Source organism: Azospirillum sp. CT11-132 (genome assembly GCF_047302835.1).
Taxonomy (GTDB): Bacteria; Pseudomonadota; Alphaproteobacteria; order Azospirillales; family Azospirillaceae; genus Azospirillum.
In genome coordinates, this window is sequence record NZ_JBGLZA010000003.1 from 176,805 (window position 1) to 195,992 (window position 19,188).

Here is a 19,188-nt window from a genome sequence, read left to right on the forward strand (position 1 = left end):
TGCGGCCCCGCCGGGGCAGGGAGGCCGCAAACCGGTCAGGCGGCGACGGACTCCAGGGCCGGATAGTCGGTGTAGCCCTTGGCGTCGCCGCCGTAATAGGTGGTGCGGTCCGGCTCGGCCAGCGACGCATCGGCACGGAAGCGCACGGGCAGGTCCGGGTTGGAGATGAAGGCCTCGCCGAAGCTGACCGCGTCGGCCTCGCCGTTCGCCAGGGCGGTGTCGGCGTCGGCCCGGCTGTAGCCGCCATTCAGGATGAACGGACCCTTGAAGGCGGCGCGCAGGGCGGACGCCACATGCGGTGCGCCTTCCGGCGGAGCCATATGGTGGCCGGGCCGGCCCTCGATCACATGCAGATAGGCGAGGTTGAAGGGGTTCAGCGCCTTGGTGATCGCCAGGAAATGCGGCAGCGGGTCGCTGTCCTTCATGTCGTTGAACACGCCGGTCGGCGACAGGCGGACGCCGATGCGGTCGGCGCCGACGGCATGGGCCGTGGCCTCCAGGATTTCCAGCAGGAAGCGGCAGCGGTTCTCCACCGTCCCGCCATACTGGTCGGTGCGGGTGTTGGTGCTGTCACGCAGGAACTGGTCGATCAGATAGCCGTTGGCCGCGTGGATCTCGACGCCGTCCAGGCCGGCATCGAACACCGCGCGCTTGGCGGCGTCGGCGAAGTGACGGACCAGAGCAGGGATTTCGGCGGTCTCCAGGGCGCGCGGCACCGGGAAGGGCTCCATGCCGGCGCCGGTGTAGAGCTGGCCCTTCGCCGCGATCGCCGACGGGGCGAGCGGGGCGGCGCCGTTCGGCTGGAAGCGCGGGTGGGAGATGCGGCCGACATGCCAAAGCTGGGTGACAATCCGCCCGCCGGCGTCATGCACGGCGTCCGCCACCGCACGCCAAGCCAGGGTCTGGGCGTCGGTGTGGATGCCCGGCGTGTTGGGATAGCCCTGGGCGGTGTCGCAGACCTGCGTCGCCTCGGTGATGATCAGGCCGGCGGAGGCGCGCTGCGCATAATAATCGGCAGTGAGCGCGGTCGGGCAGTTGCCTTCGCCGGCGCGGCTGCGGGTCATCGGCGCCATGACGACGCGGTTCGGCAGCTCGATGGCGCCGAGGCGCAGCGGGGTGAACAGGTCAGGCTTTGCAGTGCTTTGCGGCATGGCGGGACTACCCCCTATTGGCCCCTGTTGGGCAAATCGGCTTGTATGTATGTGAGTACATACTTGAACCAGAGCCCGCCGCTTGTCAAGTATGTATCTGCATACTTATTATGAAGCTGACGGGACGCACCGGAGAGGGACGGGTTTTGGACGCAAGCAAGGACGATGATGGCTGTTGCCCCGGCAACGGGACCGAGGGCGCGTGCGAGGGCGGGGGGCGCAAGCGCGACCGCGCGGCGACCGAGGGCGCGCTGCTCGACGCCGCCAAGCTGGTGTTCGCGGAGCGCGGATTCGATGCGGCGACGACGCGGGAGATCGCCGGGCGGGCCGGGGTCAACGAACAGCTGATCCAGCGCTATTTCTCAGGAAAGAGCGGTCTGCTGCTGGCGGTGGTGGAGCGCTATTGGCGTGAGGAAGCGGGCGGCTGCGACCTGCCGCCGCCGGACGATGACCTGGAGACCGATCTCGCCCGCTTTCTCCATGCCCAGTTGAAGCACAGCTGGAAATGCCGCGACTTCACCCGCGTGGTGCTGGCCCGTGCGCTGGTCGATCAGGCGGTGGCGGACGAAATGGCGCGCACCCTGTCGGAGAGCCGCATCCCCTGCCTGTTGAGACGGCTGGAAGGCTTCCGCGCGCGCGGCGCCATCGCCGCCGATGCCGACCTCGCCAATGTGGCGGCCGGCATCGCGACGCTCAGCTTCGGACTGGGCTTCCTCGATCAGGTGGTGTTCGGCCGCGACGATGCCGGCATCTGCGCGATGGTCGGCACGCTGGCCCACACCATCGCCCATGGACTGACGCCTCGCTGACGCCGCGGTAAACTGCCATTACTCCGCGGCGGCGGCGGCGCGGGTTGTGCTGCGGTGGCTGTGGACCGCGTCGGCGGTGAAGACCGCCAGCGCCACCCAGATGCAGGCGAAGGTGATGGCGTGGTTGCGGGTGAAGGCCTCGCCGTAGACCAGCACGCCCAGCAGAAGCTGCCCGGTTGGCCCGACATATTGCAGCAACCCGAGCGTGGTCATGGTCAGCCGCGTCGCGCCGAACATGAACAGCACCAACGGCACCGCCGTCATCGGCCCGGCCAGCACCAGCAACGTGCTCTCGCCCCAGCCATGCCCGAAGGCGCCGTCGCCGCCCAGCCACAGCAGATAGCCGAGCGCGGCCGGCAGCAGCAGGGCGGTTTCCACCAGAAGCCCGATCACCGGGTCGATCGCCGCCTTCTTGCGCACCAGGGCGTAGAAGCCGAAGGACAGCGCCAGCGACAGGGCGACCCAGGGCACGGTGCCATAGCTGACGACAAGGCTGCCGACGCCGGCCGCGGCGATGGCGACCGCCAGCATCCGGCCGCGGCTGAGCCGCTCATGCAGGAAGAGCACGCCCAGCAGCACATTGACCAGCGGGTTGATGAAGTATCCCAGGCTGGCCTCGACCAACCGGCTGTTCACCACCGCCCAGATGAAGACGGTCCAATTGACGGTGACAAGCAGGGTGGTGACCACCAGAATGCCCAGCCGGCGCCAGCTGCCCACCGCGGCGACGACGGCCGCCGGCCCGCGGGTCGACAGCACGCCGATGCCGACCAGCACCACGGTCCACACCACGCGGTGCGCGACGATCTCCACCGCCCCGACATCGCCCAGCGATTTGAAGAAGACCGGGTTGACCAGCCCCCAGATCAGGTATGAGGCGAGCGCCGCGACGAACGCTGCGGTTGTGGAGATCGGGGCCTTGGCGGGCGGCGGGGTCTGAACCATACCGTCCGTTTAGCACATTGTTTGTGCAATCCGGCAGCGGGGCGCCGGGCATGGCGGGGCTGCGCGCCGGGCATCGCTTCGCGGCATGCTAGAAACCGAGCGGGCGCTCGCTCGTCATCATCCGGTCGATCCAATGGGCGTGCGGCGCGAATCTTCGCTCGAACAGCCGCCACATGCCGGACTGGCCGCTGGCCGTCTCGATGACCGCCACCGAATCGCCGCCATGGCGGGCGGCCACCCGCTCAGCCCCCTCGGCATAGGCGCCCATCAGCCAGCCGCGGCGGTCATAGGGCGGGCGGACCCAGCCGATGGGGAAGAACCAGCGCGACAGATCCGGCTGGTGCACGCACAGCGCCCAGCCGACGATGACGTCACCCGCGCCGATGACCAGCGACAGGTCGGGGTCCAGCATGCCGCACCAATGGGTGGGCCGTGCCCAGACCGGCGCCTCGCCGCGATCGATCAGCGCCTGGGCGAGCGTTTCCGCCTCCGTCCCGCGCTCCCGCCAGGACCACAGGCGGAAGCCTTCCGCCGTCATGCGCGTCATCAGCGAATCGCGGTCACGAAAGACCCTCACGGTGTCGCGCACGGCCCCGCAGATGCGCAGCCGCGACGGTTCCGGTTCCGGCCAGCCGGCGGCGCGCAGGGTGGCGGCGAAGGCATCCGCCGCCGGCAACCGGCTGGAATAGCTGACGGCCAGTTGCCGGACGCCGAGCGCGGGCAGGGCGCCCTTCAGCGCCGCCAGCAGCCGCAGCGCCAGTCCGCACCGGCGCCAGGGCCGGGCGACGGTCAGCGACAGCAGCGTCTGCTCTCCCGCCTCCAAGGGGCGGCCCGGCGATACGGCCGACAGCGCAAGACCAGCCGGCCGGTCACCGTCCCACGCGGCAACGGCGCAGGGCCGGCAAAGCCGCGTCTCTTCCGGGTCGGTGAGCGACAGCAGGGAGCGGTAGGACGCCCAGGTCAGTGGTGCCACCGCGTCGGCTTCGTCCGGAGAGACGGGGCGAATAACTTCTGATTGAATCATCATGGATCAAAATCCCGCCGCCGCAATCGCGTAACGCGCAGATGGCGCAATACAATTTCCGCTTGCCGGTTCGTTGATTGCATGTATATAGCGATCTTATTGCCGCGTCTATGCTTGCCGGACCGGTGCATCGATACGGTTTCAGTTTTTAAACAATTGCGGGAAGGTGGGTTATGACTTCGCAGGCTGGTGTCGATCCTCTGCTGCAACTCCGTCGTCAAGCCGAAGCCGCCCTGGTGGATCGTGCGCAATCCGACGCTGCGTTCCGCGCTCTGCTGGTCAAGGACCCGCATGCGGCCCTGAAGACCCTGTTCGGCACCGATCCGATCCCCGGCATCGCCATCAAGGTGGTGGAGGAGCAGCCGGGCGAAATGACCCTGGTCCTGCCCGCCGCCGATCAGAGCGAGCTGCCGGACGACCTGCTGGACCTCGCCTCCGGCGGGACCAGCTTCTCCGCCTTCATCCTCTACGGCCCGAACGACGCGCCGCCGAAGCCGAAGAAGAAGTAACGCCACACAAAGAAAAAGCCCCGCCGGAGCGGGGCTTTTTCTGTTCCGGCCTGGACCGGCGATGCCGTCAGGCGGCGGCGCCGGTGGCGACGCCCTTGTCGGCCATCAGGGTCTGCAGTTCGCCCGACTCGTACATCTCGCGGACGATGTCGCAGCCGCCGACCAGCTCGCCCTTGACGTAGAGCTGCGGGAAGGTCGGCCAGTTCGAGTATTCCTTCAGGCCCTGGCGCAGGCCCGGATCCTCCAGGATGTTGACACCCTTGAACTTGACGCCGGTGTGGCTCAGCACCTGGACGACGGCGGCGGAGAAGCCGCACTGCGGGAACACCGGGGTCCCCTTCATGTACAGCACGACATCGTTGTTCTTGATGTCCTGCTCGATGCGCTCGACGACGTTCTGATCGACCATGACTCGATAACCCTTCCGATTAGGCCCGGCTGTGCCGGGACCTTGTCCGTTACGACTTGTGTTCAGGCGCCTTCCGGCATCCGTTCTCAGGCGCCTTCCGGCACCGCGGTGGTCAGCGCCAGGGCGTGCAGTTCGCCGCCCATCTTGCCCTGCAGGGACGCGTAGACCATCTGGTGCTGCTGCACCCGGCTCTTGCCCTTGAAGGTGGCGGAGGTGACGAGCGCGGCATAGTGGTCGCCATCGCCCCGCAGGTCGGCGATCTCCACGACTGCGTCGGGGATGCCTTCCTTGATGAGCTTTTCGATCGTGGCGGCTTCCATCGCCATGGGTACAGTCCTCGTTCTGTTCAGGATTGCCCCGCCCGGGCACGTGCTTCTCGAGATAGATTAGGTGCGGCCGGGCCGTTTGTCATCCACCGGCAAATATTTGCCGTTCTGCGGAAGACGCCGTAACGGCCCGCGCCATCAGCAGCTCACTCGCCGAACACGCGCTTGAACACGGTGTCGACATGCTTGGTGTGGTAGGACATGTCGAACATCGGCTCCAGCTTGTCGCGGCCGATATGCTTGGCGATGTCGGGATCTGCCGACAGCAGGTCCAGATAGTTGCCGCCCTTCTCCCACACCTGCATGGCGTTGCGCTGCACCGCCTTGTAGCTGTCCTCGCGGCTCATGCCGGCCTGGGTCAGCGCCAGCAGGACGCGCTGCGAGAAGACCAGACCGCCCAGATCGTCCAGGTTCTTCTGCATGCGCTCCGGATAGACCACCAGCTTTTCCATCATGCTGGTCAGGCGCACCAGGGCGAAGTCCAGCGTGACAGTGGCGTCGGGGCCGATCATCCGCTCGACCGAGCTGTGGGAGATGTCGCGCTCGTGCCAAAGCGCGACATTCTCCAGCGCCGGGACCACGGCGGAGCGCACGATGCGGGCCAGACCGGTCAGGTTTTCCGACAGGACCGGGTTGCGCTTGTGCGGCATCGCCGACGAGCCCTTCTGGCCGGGGTGGAAATACTCCTCCGCCTCGCGAACCTCGGTGCGCTGCAGATGGCGGACTTCCGTCGCCAGATTCTCGATGCTCGACGCGATCACGCCCAGCACGGAGAAGAAGAAGGCGTGGCGGTCGCGCGGGATGACCTGGGTCGACACCGGCTCCACCGACAGGCCCAGCTTGGCGGCGACATGCTCCTCCACCCGCGGGTCGATGTTGGCGAAGGTGCCGACGGCGCCGGAGATGGCGCAGGTGGCGATGTCCTGGCGCGCCTGGACCAGACGCTCGCGCCCGCGGGCGAAGGCGGCGTAATGGCCGGCCAGCTTCAGGCCGAAGGTCGTCGGCTCGGCATGGATGCCGTGGCTGCGGCCGATGGTGACGGTGTTCTTGTGCTCGTACGCCCGGCGCTTCAGCGCGGCCAGAAGGGCGTCCATGTCGGCCAGCAGCAGGTCGGCGGCCTGGGTCATCTGCACGGCGAGACAGGTGTCCAGCACGTCCGACGAGGTCATGCCCTGGTGGACGAAGCGGGCCTCGGGGCCGACATATTCGGCGAGGTTGGTCAGGAAGGCGATGACGTCGTGCCGGGTCTCGCGCTCGATCTCGTCGATGCGGTCGATCTCCCACTTGCCGCGCTCCCACACCGCCTTGGCGGCGTCCTTCGGGATCACGCCCAGCTCGGCCTGCGCGTCGCAGGCGTGCGCCTCGATCTCGAACCAGATGCGGAAGCGGTTTTCAGGCTCCCAGATGCGGGCCATTTCGGGGCGGGTATAGCGGGGGATCATCGGCACTCTCCGGAGGATGCGGGCGCTGGGTCTCGGGCGCTGGGTCGGGGGTGGCTTGCGGGTCTCAAAGCCACGCGCGCGCGACCATAGCCGTGCCGGGGGGCGTTTTAAAGCCTCACGATGCGCCGTGCCCGACCCGGCCCGGACTTGGCCACGACCGGGCGCCGGCGGCGGCCTGCGGCGTCATTAATCTTCACGGTCGAAACGTTGCCGGCCGAAGGGAATCCGCGCCTAAGATTGAATGGACCGACTTTCCGGTGATTCCCTGTCCGTTCGCAGCGGCGCCACCCCATGGCGATCCAAGGGAGAGGAAAACAGTCAAAGAGTCGCGCCGTGGTGGATTTGATTCGCTTGCAGTTGAATCGTAACGAGCATTAAGCAACACTTGCACAGCGCATCGGGGCCGGCCCAAGCCCGCATCCGGAAAGCCTATCCGAAGGGAGCCCTTCTTGTCCGACCCCGTCGTCGAACTGGTCCGTGCGCCGTCGCGCTCGTCCGACGAGGCCCGGCTCTACCGCCTGCAGTTCCTGGCGTCGATGGCGCTGGTGTCGGCGCTCGTCCTCGGGCTTGGCTTCTACTTCGTCTGGCAGCATTGGGCCGACCTGGAGCACGACCTGCACCAGAGCGAGACGCGCTATCTCCAGGAGCAGCGTCAGACCCTGATGCAGGAGGTGGAGAACGCGCAATCCTATCTCGCCTACATGCGCTCGCGCGTTGAGCCGCTGCTGAAGGACCATCTGCGCACCCAGGTGAACGAGGCCTATGCCATCGCCCGCAGCGTCCATGACCGGGAACGGAACATCCTGCCCGAAGCGGCGGTGAAGGAATCGATCAAGCAGACCCTGCGGCCGCTGCGCTTTTCCGGCGGTCGCGGCTACTACTTCATCCACGACATGAACGGCAACTCGGTCCTGATGCCGGTGGATCCGTCGCGGGAGGGGACGCCAAAGGACGGAACGTCGCCCTCCGCCGTGCCCGACACGGCGGAGGATTCGGTCGTGGGCGAGCTGATGCGGGCGGCCCATGACCCCAACCGGCGCGGCTTCGCCCGCTATCGCGTGAGCCAGCCCGACGATCCGACGCAGACCGTCGACAAGCTGGCCTTCGTCCGCCTGTTCGAACCCTATGACTGGCTGATCGGCGCCAGCGATTCTCTGAGCGCCGTGGAGACGCGGCTGCAGCATGAATCGCTGGATCGCCTGCGCGCCTTCCGGTTCGGCGAGACCGGCTTCATCGGCGTGCTGCGCCAGGACGGGCAGGTGCTGCTGTCGCCCACCGCTCCGGCGTCGGAGGGGATGAACGCCCGCGACCTGCCATGGAAGACCGAGCGCGACATCGTCACCCGCATGCTGGACGTCGGGCGCCAGGGCGGCGGCGAGCTGCGCTACGACTGGATCCATCCGGTCTCGGCGCGGCCGACGCCGAAGATGGCTTATGTCTCCGCCCCGAACGTCTGGGGCTGGATCCTGGTCGCCGGCTCCTACATCGACGATGTCGGCCGCGAGATGGAGGCCCGCCGGGCGGAGATCAGCCGCGGCGTCAACCAGCGGGTCTGGACCACGGTCGCCGTGCTGGGCGTGGCGCTGGCGGCCTCGGTCGGCGTGTCGTGGCTGGTCACCGGCTGGATCCGGCGCATCGTCGGCAGCTACCAGTTGCGGGTCCGGCACAGCGACAGCATGCTGCGCGAACGGGCGCGCCAGCTCTATCTCGCCAACTTTTTCATCGACCACGTGTCCGAGATCGTCGTGCTGGCCGATGCCGGCCTGCGCATCGCCTACGTCAACCCGTTCGGCTGCAAGGCGCTGGGCGGCAGGCTGGACGATCTGGTGATGGGGCAGGCCGACCTGCTGAAGCGCTTCGCCGCGGAGGGGGAGGACGCGGCCAGCCATTACGAGACCGCCTATCTCACCGCCGACGGCCGCATGCTGGAGCTTGAGGTCACCGCCAGCCGCATCACCTACGAGGGCGACGTCTATTACTCCGCCATCGCCCGCGACATCAGCGAGCGCAAGCGGGCGGAATGGCAGCTGCGGCTGTCGGCCAAGGTGTTCGACAACGCGGCGGAGGGCATGTTCGTCGCCAACGAACACCGGCAGATCGTCGCCGCCAACGACGCCTTCTCCCGCATCACCGGCTATGGGCGGGACGAGGTGCTGGGCCGCGGCCCGGAATTCCTGCGCTCCGACCGCAACCCGCCGGACTTCTATGAAGAGCTTTGGGTGCAGCTGCGCGCCGAGGGCCATTGGGCCGGCGAGATCTGGAGCACCCGCAAGAACGGCGAGGTGTTTCCGGAATGGCTGAGCGTCAAGCTGGTCAGGAACGAGGACGGCGCCGTCGTCAACTACATCGCCGCCTTCACCGACATCACCGAGACCCGCGCGCAGGAGGAGCGCATCCGCCATCTGGCGCAGTTCGACTTCCTGACCGATCTGCCCAACCGCTTCCTGCTGCGCGACCGGCTGGAACGCGCGATCCTGGTCGCCGGCCGCCACGGCACCAAGGTGGGGCTGCTGTTCGTCGATCTCGACCGCTTCAAGACCATCAACGACAGCCTGGGCCATCAGGTCGGCGACGGCCTTCTGCGCGAGGTGGCGGTGCGGCTGAGCGGCACCGTGCGGGCCAGCGACACGGTCAGCCGGCAGGGCGGCGACGAGTTCATCATCCTCATCAGCGACATGGACAGCCCGGACGCCGCCGGCACCGTCGCGCGCAAGGTGCTGCACGCCCTGTCGGAACCCTATCTGATCGACGGGCACGAGCTGCAGGTCACGCCGTCCATCGGCATCGCGATCTATCCCGACGACGGCACCGGCATCGATGCGCTGCTGAAGAGCGCCGACATGGCGATGTACGCCGCCAAGGAGGCCGGGCGCGCGACCTACCGGTTCTTCACGCCGGAGCTGAACCGCCGCGCGTCGGATCGCATGTGGACGGAAAACAACCTGCGCCGCGCCTTGGCCAACAACGAGCTGGAGCTGCATTTCCAGCCGCAGTTCTCCCTGGACGACCGCCGGCTGGTCGGGGCGGAGGCGCTGGTGCGCTGGCGCCAGCCCGACGGCACGCTGATCATGCCCGGCCAGTTCATTCCGGTGGCCGAGGATACCGGCCTGATCCTGCCGCTCGGCGACTGGGTGCTGGGCGAGGCTTGCCGCCGGGTGTCGGAACTGCTGCGCCACCGCGACCTGCTGATCGCCATCAACCTGTCGGCGGTGCAGGTGCGCCGCCCCGGATTGGCCGAGCGGGTGGCGGGCTGGCTGTCGGCATACGGCATCCCGCCGTCGGCGCTGGAACTGGAAGTGACGGAAAGCGTCCTGATGGACGAGTCCGATGTGGTCTCGGAAACCTTCTCGCAGCTGCGCGAGATGGGCGTGCCGCTCGCCATCGACGATTTCGGCACCGGCTATTCCTCGCTGGCCTATCTGAAGCGCTTCCGCGTCGACAAGCTGAAGATCGACCGCAGCTTCGTCAGCGGTCTGCAGGCCGACGACCCGGACAGCGGCGCCATCGCCGAGGCGATCATCGGCATGGCCCGGTCCTTGCGCATGCAGACGCTGGCCGAAGGGGTGGAGACGGAGGAGCAGTACGACTGTCTCGCCGGGATGGGTTGCGACCAGTGCCAGGGCTATCTGCTGGGCCGCCCGATGCCCTACGAGGATTTCCTGGAGTTCGTCCGCCGCGATGCCGCCGCGGCCGGGCTGCTGGTGGCGGAGGTGGTGGACTAGGCGCCCATACCCGCACTGCGATCACCCGTAGCGCAGCAGCCTTGTCCCGTTCGCCTTCAGCCATGCCCGCGGCCATTCCACGCCGGTGCCGTCGGTCAGGCTGGCGCACAGCGCCCAGAAGCGCGGGGAATGGTTCATTTCGCGCAGATGCGCCACCTCATGGCCGACGACATAATCCAGCACCGGTTCGGGCGTCAGGATCAGGCGCCAGGAGAAGGACAGCCGGCCGGTGGACGAACAGCTGCCCCAGCGGCTCCTGGTGTCGCGGATGGTGACGGCGGCGACGCGGGCGCCGATGGTCGCGGCCTTCAACCGGGCGCGGGCCGCCAGTTCGCGCTTGGCCTCGGCGGTCAGGAAATCGCGGATGCGGCGGGCGATGTGCTCGGGTTGGCCGCCGACCAGCAAGGCGCCGTCCTCGATCCGGGTCGCACCGCGCAGGGCGGGGTCATGGCGGATGACATGCTCGACGCCGAGATAGGGCACGCTGGCGCCGTCGGCGAAGGGCAGGGAGGGCGGCATCGCCGCCAACCGTGCCCGCAGCCAGCCGTCATGGCGGCCGACGAACTGGCGGGCGTCGGTTTCCGACACGCCGACCGGCACCACCACCTGGACCAGCCCGCGGCCGGGATCGACGCGCAGGGTCATGCGGGTGGCGCGCGCGCTCTCCCGCAACTCCAGCGGCATGGGCAGGCCGGAAATCTCCAGCGCCCGCGGCGGCTGGGGCGGTCGGGCGGCGGATCGCTTGCGGCGACGGGACGGGGCGGGGCGGCGTTGCACCATGGGCGTCTTATAGCGCGGCCGACGCCGGATGCGAAAGCGTCCTCCGCCCTTTGTCGGAATGGCGCAGCGGCCCGGCTTCTGATCTAAGTCTTAGGGCTTTCGAACGAACTTAGGCCATGGGGTGGACTGAGGTCACATTTGACACGATCGATTGGAGCACAAGATAAAGCAGAGGTAACGCGGCGGTCAGTGGACCTCCCTTTTATCGCCGGTCCTGCCGTCCGTTTTCCTGTTGTTGGTCTTTCCCGTAGCCTTGCCGAGTACACGCCAATGCCTCTCATCCCAGAACAAACGCCGACACGCGAGGATTGGTTGGACGCCCTGCTGTCGGCCGGCGGATCGCCTCAGGCCCTGCTTGGTGAGGATGGGCGCGTGCTGGTGGCGAATCGTGCCTTCGCCGATGCTCTCGGCTGCCCGCCGGACGCGGTGGAGGGGAAGACCCTGGTGGAGGCCGGTCTGCCCGCCGGCACTGCCGACGGGATCGAGGGGCTGCGGCGGCAGGTGATGGAGACCGGGATAGCGGCCAGCGCCGCCGGCCCGCTCCCCGGCCTGCCGTCTGCGCTGGCGCTGTCCCCGGTGGCGGACGCCGGCGGGCGGATCCGCGCGGTGGCGCTGGCGGCTGATGCCCCTGCTGCCGATGTCATTGCCGCCGCCTTGGCCGAAGCGAGGGCGGAGACCGCGCAGGCGCGTGCCGATGCCGAACGCGCCCGCACCGCCAAGGGCAAGTTCCTGTCCGCGGCCAGCCACGACCTGCGCCAGCCCTTCCAGGCGATGCACCTGTTCCACCATCTGCTGAGCGGCCGGCTGACCGATCCGGCCTCCATCGAGCTGGCGAACAAGCTGGAGCAGGCGATCATCGGCGGCGAGACCCTGCTGCGCGCCCTGCTGGAGGTGTCGGCGCTGGAAGCCGGGCTGGTCACCGCCAAGCCGCAGACCTTCCCGGTCGACGAACTGCTCGCCAAGATGCTGGAGGAGTTCGGGCCGGAGGCGGAGGCCAAGGGGCTGCGCTTCAACGTCCATCCGCTCGACGCCCAGGTGACCAGCGATCCGGTGCTGATGGAACGGCTGCTGCGGCCGATCATGGCCAACGCCCTGCGCTACACCCTGAAGGGCGGCATCCTGCTGGCGGCGCGGCGGCGCGGTGCGAACCTGCGCATCGAGGTGTGGGACACCGGCGTCGGCATTGATCCGGCCAACCATGCCGTGATCTTCGAAGACTTCCACCAGCTCGGCAATCCCGGGCGCGACCGTAAGCAGGGCCTGGGCCTTGGTCTCGCCATCGTGCGTCGTCTGGCGCAGGTGCTGGGGCATCCGGTGACCGTGCGCTCCAAGCCCGGCAAGGGCTCCGTCTTCGCGGTGGAGGTGCCGCTGGCCGGCCATGACGGCGACCGGTCGGGTGACGACTCCGCCGACAGCGACCCTGACCCGGCGGTCGGCCAGTCTGCGTCCGCAACTCCGACGGCGGCCGGCACGGTGCTGGTGATCGAGGACGATGCCATGCAGCTGGAGGGGATCGGGCTGCTGTTGCAGGGCTGGGGCTATGCCGTCATCCCTGCCCGCGGCATCGACGAGGCCTGTGCCGGGCTGGACGGGGGCGCCGCCACTCCCGACCTCGTGCTGTCCGACCTGCGCCTGTCGGGGCCGGAGACCGGCATCGACGCCATCCAGGCGGTGCGTGCCCGCTGCGGCCGGCGGGTGCCGGGCGTCATCGTCACCGGCGACACCGATCCCGACCGGCTGCGCAGCGTCGACCGCAGCGGCTTTCCCCTGGTCCACAAGCCCTGCGACCCTGCCGCCCTGCGCCGCCTGCTGAGCCACAGCCTGAAGGCCGGACGGGGAGCCCTCCTGGCCGGCGGGCGGCGGCCCGACACCGCCTGCAACACCGGCTGCTCGCGTTAGGCAATCCGCGTTCGTGCATTTTCGTTCCGCAACATTTTATCGGTGCGGTTTTCACGTCATAAAACTGTAAAGCGGCGTCTTGACAGACTCTGGTATGCGTGCGCAGTGTGACGGTTAGAGCAACCAAACAGTTTCGAAAACGATCATCGTACCGCCGGTCTTTTTCGCAACCGCACACAGCGCCGTATGCGTTTGCCACCAAAACTTCACGAAAGCGTCGCGGGATGGCAACCCGTTGCCCTCATGACAACCGCGCACCATACCGGGATAGGGAGACCCACCGCATGTTGACCCGCCGCAAGCTTGCCCTCCTGACGGGCGCCGCCACCGCCACCGCGCTGCTGTTCGCCGCCGCCCTGCCGGGCTCGGCCCTGGCGCAGCAGAAGACGGTGGTCGATTTCTGGCACGGCCTGCCGCAGCCGCTGGGCGGCCAGCTGGAGCAGATCGTCAAGGACTTCAACGACAGCCAGCAGGCGGTCCAGGTCAACGCCTCCTACAAGGGCAGCTATCCGGAGACGATGCAGGCGGCCATCGCCGCCTTCCGTGCCGGCAACGCGCCGCACATCGTGCAGATGTTCGAGGTCGGGACCGCCACCATGATGGCCGCCGGCCCGGCGGTGAAGCCGGTCTACCAGCTGATGCAGGAGACGGGGGCGTCCTTCGACGCCAACGCCTACATCCCGGCGGTCAAGGGCTACTACTCGTCCAAGGACGGCAAGATGATGGCGCTGCCGTTCAACAGCTCCACCACCATCATGTTCTACAACAAGGACGCCTTCCAGAAGGCCGGCCTCGATCCCAACAAGCCCCCGGTGACCTGGCCGGAGATGATCGAAGCGGCGAAGAAGCTGAAGGCGTCGGGCTCCACCTGCCCGCTGACCACCTCCTGGCCGGTGTGGGCGCAGTTCGAGCAGCTGGGCGCCATCCACAACACGCCCTTCGCCAGCCAAGCCAACGGCTTCGGCGGCCTGAAGGCCGAGCTGAAGATCAATGCGCCGCTCTACGTCAAGCATGTCCAGACGCTGATCGACATGCAGAAGGACGGTCTGTTCAAGTATGGCGGCCGCGACAACAAGCCTGACGCCCTGTTCCCGTCGGGCGAATGCGCGATGATCCACGCCTCATCGGGCCTGCGCAGCCGCATCCTGAAGGAGGCGACCTTCGCCTGGGGTGCCGCCCCGCTGCCCTACTGGCCGGAATTCGCCAAGGATGGCCCGAAGAACAGCATCATCGGCGGCGCCGCCTTCTGGGTGATGACCTCGCCCAAGCGCACGCCGGCCGAATACAAGGCGGTGTCGCAGTTCTTCACCTACCTCGCCCGGCCCGAGGTCGACGCCAAGTGGCACATGGACACCGGCTATGTCCCGGTGACGATGAAGGGCTTCGAGCTGACCAAGGCTCAGGGCTATTACGAGAAGAACCCCGGCGCCGACGTGCCAGCCGCCCAGCTGACCCGGACGCCGACCACCGAGAACAGCATGGGCCTGCGCCTGGGCAACCTGCCGGAAATCCGCAACATCATCCAGGAAGAGCTTGAGAAGGCCTTCCAGGGCCAGCAGGACGCCAAACAGGCGCTCGACGCCTCGATCAAGCGCGGCAATGCCGTGCTCCGCAACTTCGAGCGGGCCAACAAGGGCTGATCTGCTGAACCTCTCCAGCGTCCCCTCTCCCCCCCGCTTACGCGCAAACGAAGTTTGCGCTGACGCGACAGGCGGGCCTCTGGTCCGCCGAAAGCGGGGAGAGGGTTAGGGTGAGGGGGATGCGCGGTGTGGCTTCTGTTTCGTGGAGCACGCTTCGCATTTCCCCCAATCCACCTCGTGCCTCCCCCTCACCCCGACCCTCTCCCCGGGGGGGAGAGGGGGAAGCCGGGGAGCGGCGCCCCCGAACGCAACGCCTAACCCACGAAAGACCAACCTTTGCAGCGTCGCGTCACCTTCGACAGCCGGCTGTTGCCCTATCTGCTGCTTGCGCCGCAGGTTGCGGTGACGCTGGTGTTCTTCATCTGGCCGGCGGCCCAGGCGGTTTGGCAGTCGGTGCATCTGCAGGACGCCTTCGGCATCCGCAGCGAGTTCGTCTGGTTCGAGAATTTCACCTATGTGCTGGGCGATCCGAACTATCTCGACACGCTGAAGACCACGGTGATCTTCAGCGTCGCGGTGACGGTGCTGGCGATGGGGGTCGCGCTGCTGCTGGCGGTGCTCGCCGATTCCAAGATCAAGGGCGCCAGCGCCTACAAGACGCTGCTGATCTGGCCCTATGCGCTGGCCCCGGCCGTCGCGGCGGTGCTGTGGATGTTCATCTTCAATCCCGACATCGGGTCCTTCGGCCGTGCGCTGCGGGCGCTCGGCTTTGATTGGGACTACCGGCTGAACGGCGGGCAGGCGCTGCTGATGGTGATCCTCGCCGCCAGTTGGAAGCAGGTGTCCTACAACTTCATCTTCTTCCTGGCCGGGCTGCAGGCGATCCCGCGCTCGGTGATGGAGGCGGCCAGCATCGACGGCGCCGGGCCGGTGCGGCGGTTCTGGACCATCACCTTCCCGCTGCTGTCGCCGACCACCTTCTTCCTGCTGGTGGTCGACATGGTCTATGCCTTCTTCGAGACCTTCGGCACCATCCATGCCCTGACCCAGGGCGGGCCGGGCAAGGCGACGGAGACACTGATCTTCCGCGTCTATCAGGACGGCGTGGTCAACAACGACCTCGGCGGGTCGTCGGCGCAGTCGGTGATCCTGATGGTGATCGTCATCGCGCTGACCGCGGTGCAGTTCCGCTTCGTCGAGCGCAAGGTCCATTACTCATGAAGCAGACCCGTTTCATCGATCTGGTGCCGCACATCGTCCTGATCGTCGGCGTGCTGATCTTCGCCTATCCGATCTACGTGACGCTGATCGGCTCCACCTGGGATGCCGGCACCATCGGGCGCGGCGGTCTGCCGCTGTGGCCGGGCGGGGAGGGGGCGGCCAACTACGCCCAGGCCTGGGTCGGCGAGGCGGGCGAGCGCGCCATGTACACGCCTGTCCGCACCATGATGCTGAACAGCCTGGTGATGGCGCTGTCCATCGCGCTGGGCAAGATCGCCATCTCCATCCTGTCGGCTTATGCGGTGGCCTTCTTCCGCTTCCCGCTGCGGATGGCCTTCTTCTGGCTGATCTTCATCACGCTGATGCTGCCGGTGGAGGTGCGGATCATCCCGACCTACAAGGTCGTCGCCGATCTGGGCCTGATCAACACCTATGCCGGGCTGGCGATTCCGCTGATCGCCTCGGCCACCGCGACGCTGCTGTTCCGCCAGTTCTTCCTGACCATTCCGGACGAACTGCTGGAGGCAGCGAAGATCGACGGCGCCGGGCCGGTGCGCTTCTTCATCGACGTGGTTCTGCCGCTGTCGCGCACCAACATCGCGGCGTTGTTCGTCATCCTCTTCATCTATGGCTGGAACCAGTATCTCTGGCCGCTTCTGGTCACCAGCAGCGGCGACATGGAGACCATCGTGACCGGCATCACCAAGATGATCGGCACCGGCGAATCGGCCAACGACTGGCACATCATCATGGCGACCACGGTGCTGGCGATGCTGCCGCCGGTGGCGGTGGTGGTGTTGATGCAGCGCTGGTTCGTCAAAGGTCTTGTGGACAGCGAAAAGTAAGCGCGGGCGAAGGGAAAGAAGAACAATGGCAACCGTTGAAATCCGCAACGTCCGCAAGTCCTATGGCCCGGTCGAAGCGATCAAGGGCATCGACATCGCGATCCAGGACGGCGAATTCCTCGTCCTGCTTGGGCCCTCCGGCTGCGGCAAATCCACCCTGCTGCGCATGGTCGCCGGGCTGGAGGGCATCACCGGCGGCGAGATCGCCATCGGCGGGCGCGTGGTCAATCAACTGGACCCCAAGGACCGCGACATCGCGATGGTGTTCCAGAACTACGCGCTTTACCCGCACATGACGGTCTTCGACAACATGGCCTATGGCCTGAAGATCCGCGGGATTCCAAAGGCGGAGATCCGCGCCCGTGTCGACAAGGCGGCGGAGATTCTCGAACTCGGCCGTTTCCTCGACCGCCGGCCGAGCCAGTTGTCGGGCGGCCAGCGCCAGCGCGTCGCCATGGGCCGCGCCATCGTGCGCGAACCCGCCGCCTTCCTGTTCGACGAGCCGCTGTCGAATCTGGACGCCAAGCTGCGCACCCAGATGCGGGTGGAGATCAAGCGGCTGCAGGACCGGCTCGGCATCACCAGCCTCTACGTCACCCACGATCAGGTGGAGGCGATGACGCTGGCCGACCGTATCTTGGTGATGAACCATGGCGTGGCCGAGCAGATCGGCACGCCGCTGGAGGTCTATCAGCGCCCGGCCAGCCTGTTCGTCGCCGGCTTCATCGGCTCGCCGCCGATGAATGTGCTGGACGGCCGCATCGACGACCGTGGCGAGGCCGTGCTGCTGCCGCGCGGACAGCGTCTGCCCCTGCCGCAGCCGCGCCCGACCGATGCCGGCCGACCGGTGAAGCTGGGCATCCGGCCGGAGCATCTGGCGGTCGCCGCGGACGGATTCTCCATCGAGATCGAACTGGTGGAGGCGCTGGGGGCCGACACGGTGGTCTATGGCCGCCTGCCGGACGGCGAGACCCTGCTGGTCCGCATGGCCGGCATCCCCACCGTGCGCGAGCGCGACCGGCTGACGGTCGCCCCGCAGGACGGCGCCCTGCACCTGTTCGACGCGGTGACGGGGCGTCGGATGGAGTGACCGGGGGGAGTTAATCTCCGATCAGAAGTCCGAACAGCGCCCCTTGAACTCCCAGTCGCCGTAGCGGGTCGGCTCCGGTCCCTTCGGGCCGCCGATCTCGCCCGGCTTCTGTTCCGGGCCCTTGGTCTCCGTGGTTTCCGGAGTGGTGTCGGTGGCGGCCACCGCCTCGGCGGCGTCCTGCTGCGGCTTGGTCTGTTCGGTCATCATATCCATCGCGATACTGCGGACATCTTGAACGGGGGCGCGGATCGGGCCCATATCTCGGATCAGGGCGGGTTACCCCGCCTCGGCCCATCCTGAACCGATATGGCGATCATGACCAGCTATCTGAAGACCACCATTCTCCTTGCCGGCCTGACGGCGATCTTCATGGCGGTCGGCTTCCTGCTGGGCGGCAAGACCGGCCTGATCATCGCCTTCGTCTTCGCGCTGGGCATGAACCTGTTCAGCTACTGGAATTCCGGCGACATGGTGCTGTCGATGTACGGCGCCCGCGAGGTCGATGGCTACTCGGCTCCCGAATTCCATGGCATCGTCGCCCGGCTGGCGGAGCGCGCCGGCCTGCCGATGCCGCGCGTCTACATCATCGAGAACGACCAGCCCAACGCCTTCGCCACCGGCCGCGATCCGGAGCATGCGGCGGTCGCCGCCACCACCGGCCTGCTGCAGCGGCTGACGCCGGAGGAGATAGCCGGCGTGATGGCCCATGAACTGGCCCATGTGAAGAACCGCGACACCCTCATCATGACCATCACCGCGACCATCGCCGGTGCGGTGTCGATGCTGGCCAATTTCGGCCTGTTCTTCGGCGGCTCCAGCAATGACGAGCGCGGCGGCAACCCGCTGGGCATGGTCGGGGCGATCCTGGCCGCCATCCTCGCCCCCATCGCCGCCACCCTGGTGCAGATGGCGATCAGCCGCACCCGCGAGTTCGAGGCCGACCGCATCGGCGCCGAGATCTGTGGCCGTCCCAACTGGCTGGCCGATGCCCTGACCAACATCCACAACAGCGCCACCCACATTCCCAACTATCAGGCGGAGGCGCATCCGGCGACCGCCCACCTGTTCATCGCCAACCCCCTCAGCGGCGCCAGCATGGCCAGCCTGTTCTCCACCCATCCCGACATGGGCGAGCGGGTGGCACGGCTGCGCGCCATGGCGGCCCAGACCGGCAGCTTCGGCGGTGGTGGGTTTGGGGGTGGCGGCTTCGGTGGCGGCCACACCCCGCCGCGCGACGGCCGCTCGCCCTGGGGGGCGCCGCCGCAGGGTGGCAATCAGGGTGGAACTCAGGGCGGGCAGGGCGGCTTCATGCCGCAGAACCGCCGCGGCCCGTGGGGCTGATCCGGGGCTGATCTCCGCAACGGTCCTCTGGTAAAGCATTGCGCGCCGAAGGGGTAGGCGACTACCCTTCCGGCACGCGCTCAACCATGACGGTC

17 protein-coding genes are annotated in these 19,188 nt (G+C 67.6%); 9 read left to right on the plus strand and 8 right to left on the minus strand.

Going from position 1 to position 19,188, the window contains the following annotated elements; genetic code table 11:
- Positions 1-35: 35 nt before the first annotated feature.
- Complete coding sequence (locus tag ACCD06_RS06640) at positions 36-1,151, minus strand: alkene reductase (protein WP_413339622.1); 1,116 nt, start codon at positions 1,149-1,151, stop codon at positions 36-38.
- A gap of 146 nt (positions 1,152-1,297) precedes the next feature.
- Between ACCD06_RS06640 and ACCD06_RS06645 the strand changes: the two genes are divergently transcribed.
- Entirely contained in the window at positions 1,298-1,960 is a 663-nt protein-coding gene (locus ACCD06_RS06645) for a TetR/AcrR family transcriptional regulator (protein ID WP_109076362.1), read from the plus strand.
- Positions 1,961-1,978: 18 nt separating this feature from the next.
- Here the strand turns inward: ACCD06_RS06645 and rarD are convergent, their stop codons facing one another.
- A complete protein-coding gene (rarD, locus tag ACCD06_RS06650) occupies positions 1,979-2,905 on the minus strand; it encodes an EamA family transporter RarD (RefSeq protein ID WP_109076363.1) in 927 nt (308 codons plus the stop codon).
- 88 nt (positions 2,906-2,993) lie between these two features.
- The gene (locus ACCD06_RS06655; RefSeq protein WP_413339625.1) at positions 2,994-3,932 is read right to left on the minus strand and encodes a hypothetical protein; all 939 of its coding nucleotides are present in this window, start codon (positions 3,930-3,932) and stop codon (positions 2,994-2,996) included.
- A 170-nt stretch (positions 3,933-4,102) separates the two neighbouring features.
- On the opposite strand from ACCD06_RS06655, the gene ACCD06_RS06660 reads away from it, so the two are divergent.
- Positions 4,103-4,438: an NHLP leader peptide family RiPP precursor gene (locus tag ACCD06_RS06660; RefSeq protein ID WP_109076365.1), complete on the plus strand. Its 336-nt coding sequence runs from the start codon at positions 4,103-4,105 to the stop codon at positions 4,436-4,438.
- Between the two features lie 67 nt (positions 4,439-4,505).
- Here the strand turns inward: ACCD06_RS06660 and grxD are convergent, their stop codons facing one another.
- The 3 genes from grxD to purB form a co-directional block, all read right to left on the minus strand.
- Positions 4,506-4,847, minus strand: coding sequence for a Grx4 family monothiol glutaredoxin (grxD, locus tag ACCD06_RS06665; protein ID WP_109154349.1), 342 nt, complete (start codon positions 4,845-4,847; stop codon positions 4,506-4,508).
- An 86-nt stretch (positions 4,848-4,933) separates the two neighbouring features.
- Entirely contained in the window at positions 4,934-5,173 is a 240-nt protein-coding gene (locus ACCD06_RS06670; RefSeq protein ID WP_109076367.1) for a BolA/IbaG family iron-sulfur metabolism protein, read from the minus strand.
- A gap of 146 nt (positions 5,174-5,319) precedes the next feature.
- A complete protein-coding gene (gene purB / locus ACCD06_RS06675) occupies positions 5,320-6,615 on the minus strand; it encodes an adenylosuccinate lyase (RefSeq protein ID WP_109076368.1) in 1,296 nt (431 codons plus the stop codon).
- A 449-nt stretch (positions 6,616-7,064) separates the two neighbouring features.
- On the opposite strand from purB, the gene ACCD06_RS06680 reads away from it, so the two are divergent.
- Positions 7,065-10,337, plus strand: coding sequence for an EAL domain-containing protein (locus ACCD06_RS06680; RefSeq protein ID WP_413339628.1), 3,273 nt, complete (start codon positions 7,065-7,067; stop codon positions 10,335-10,337).
- A gap of 21 nt (positions 10,338-10,358) precedes the next feature.
- On the opposite strand, the gene ACCD06_RS06685 is transcribed toward ACCD06_RS06680, so the two are convergent.
- Positions 10,359-11,117, minus strand: a complete 759-nt coding sequence (locus ACCD06_RS06685; RefSeq protein ID WP_109075478.1) for a M48 family metallopeptidase — start codon at positions 11,115-11,117, stop codon at positions 10,359-10,361.
- A gap of 312 nt (positions 11,118-11,429) precedes the next feature.
- Between ACCD06_RS06685 and ACCD06_RS06690 the strand changes: the two genes are divergently transcribed.
- The 5 genes from ACCD06_RS06690 to ACCD06_RS06710 all read left to right on the plus strand — a co-directional run bounded on the left by ACCD06_RS06690 (position 11,430) and on the right by ACCD06_RS06710 (position 17,752).
- Positions 11,430-13,016 (plus strand): ATP-binding protein, encoded by a 1,587-nt coding sequence (locus tag ACCD06_RS06690; RefSeq protein ID WP_413339630.1) that lies wholly within the window; start codon positions 11,430-11,432, stop codon positions 13,014-13,016.
- 284 nt (positions 13,017-13,300) lie between these two features.
- Positions 13,301-14,656, plus strand: a complete 1,356-nt coding sequence (gene ugpB / locus ACCD06_RS06695; protein WP_413339632.1) for a sn-glycerol-3-phosphate ABC transporter substrate-binding protein UgpB — start codon at positions 13,301-13,303, stop codon at positions 14,654-14,656.
- A gap of 276 nt (positions 14,657-14,932) precedes the next feature.
- Positions 14,933-15,817 carry a sn-glycerol-3-phosphate ABC transporter permease UgpA gene (gene ugpA / locus ACCD06_RS06700; RefSeq protein ID WP_109075475.1) on the plus strand — a complete coding sequence of 295 codons (885 nt, stop codon included), beginning with the start codon at positions 14,933-14,935 and terminating at the stop codon, positions 15,815-15,817.
- The gene (gene ugpE, locus ACCD06_RS06705; protein WP_413339635.1) at positions 15,814-16,662 is read left to right on the plus strand and encodes a sn-glycerol-3-phosphate ABC transporter permease UgpE; all 849 of its coding nucleotides are present in this window, start codon (positions 15,814-15,816) and stop codon (positions 16,660-16,662) included. Before ugpA ends, ugpE begins: the two co-directional genes overlap by 4 nt.
- A gap of 25 nt (positions 16,663-16,687) precedes the next feature.
- Positions 16,688-17,752, plus strand: a complete 1,065-nt coding sequence (locus ACCD06_RS06710; RefSeq protein ID WP_413339637.1) for a sn-glycerol-3-phosphate import ATP-binding protein UgpC — start codon at positions 16,688-16,690, stop codon at positions 17,750-17,752.
- Positions 17,753-17,773: 21 nt separating this feature from the next.
- Here ACCD06_RS06710 and ACCD06_RS06715 read toward each other — a convergent pair whose 3' ends face one another.
- On the minus strand, positions 17,774-17,965 hold the full coding sequence (locus ACCD06_RS06715) for a succinate dehydrogenase assembly factor 4 (protein WP_413339639.1): 192 nt from the start codon (positions 17,963-17,965) through the stop codon (positions 17,774-17,776).
- Between the two features lie 93 nt (positions 17,966-18,058).
- On the opposite strand from ACCD06_RS06715, the gene htpX reads away from it, so the two are divergent.
- Complete coding sequence (htpX, locus tag ACCD06_RS06720) at positions 18,059-19,093, plus strand: zinc metalloprotease HtpX (protein WP_413339641.1); 1,035 nt, start codon at positions 18,059-18,061, stop codon at positions 19,091-19,093.
- Positions 19,094-19,188: the final 95 nt, after the last annotated feature.

Coding starts and splice junctions, on each gene's coding strand:
- ACCD06_RS06640 (WP_413339622.1), bottom strand. CDS start 1,151: ATGCCGCAAAGCACTGCAAAGCCTGACCTGTTCACCCCGCTGCGCCTC.
- rarD (WP_109076363.1), bottom strand. CDS start 2,905: ATGGTTCAGACCCCGCCGCCCGCCAAGGCCCCGATCTCCACAACCGCA.
- ACCD06_RS06655 (WP_413339625.1), bottom strand. CDS start 3,932: ATGATGATTCAATCAGAAGTTATTCGCCCCGTCTCTCCGGACGAAGCC.
- ACCD06_RS06660 (WP_109076365.1), top strand. CDS start 4,103: ATGACTTCGCAGGCTGGTGTCGATCCTCTGCTGCAACTCCGTCGTCAA.
- grxD (WP_109154349.1), bottom strand. CDS start 4,847: ATGGTCGATCAGAACGTCGTCGAGCGCATCGAGCAGGACATCAAGAAC.
- ACCD06_RS06670 (WP_109076367.1), bottom strand. CDS start 5,173: ATGGCGATGGAAGCCGCCACGATCGAAAAGCTCATCAAGGAAGGCATC.
- purB (WP_109076368.1), bottom strand. CDS start 6,615: ATGATCCCCCGCTATACCCGCCCCGAAATGGCCCGCATCTGGGAGCCT.
- ACCD06_RS06685 (WP_109075478.1), bottom strand. CDS start 11,117: ATGGTGCAACGCCGCCCCGCCCCGTCCCGTCGCCGCAAGCGATCCGCC.
- ugpB (WP_413339632.1), top strand. CDS start 13,301: ATGTTGACCCGCCGCAAGCTTGCCCTCCTGACGGGCGCCGCCACCGCC.
- ugpE (WP_413339635.1), top strand. CDS start 15,814: ATGAAGCAGACCCGTTTCATCGATCTGGTGCCGCACATCGTCCTGATC.
- ACCD06_RS06710 (WP_413339637.1), top strand. CDS start 16,688: ATGGCAACCGTTGAAATCCGCAACGTCCGCAAGTCCTATGGCCCGGTC.
- ACCD06_RS06715 (WP_413339639.1), bottom strand. CDS start 17,965: ATGGATATGATGACCGAACAGACCAAGCCGCAGCAGGACGCCGCCGAG.
- htpX (WP_413339641.1), top strand. CDS start 18,059: ATGGCGATCATGACCAGCTATCTGAAGACCACCATTCTCCTTGCCGGC.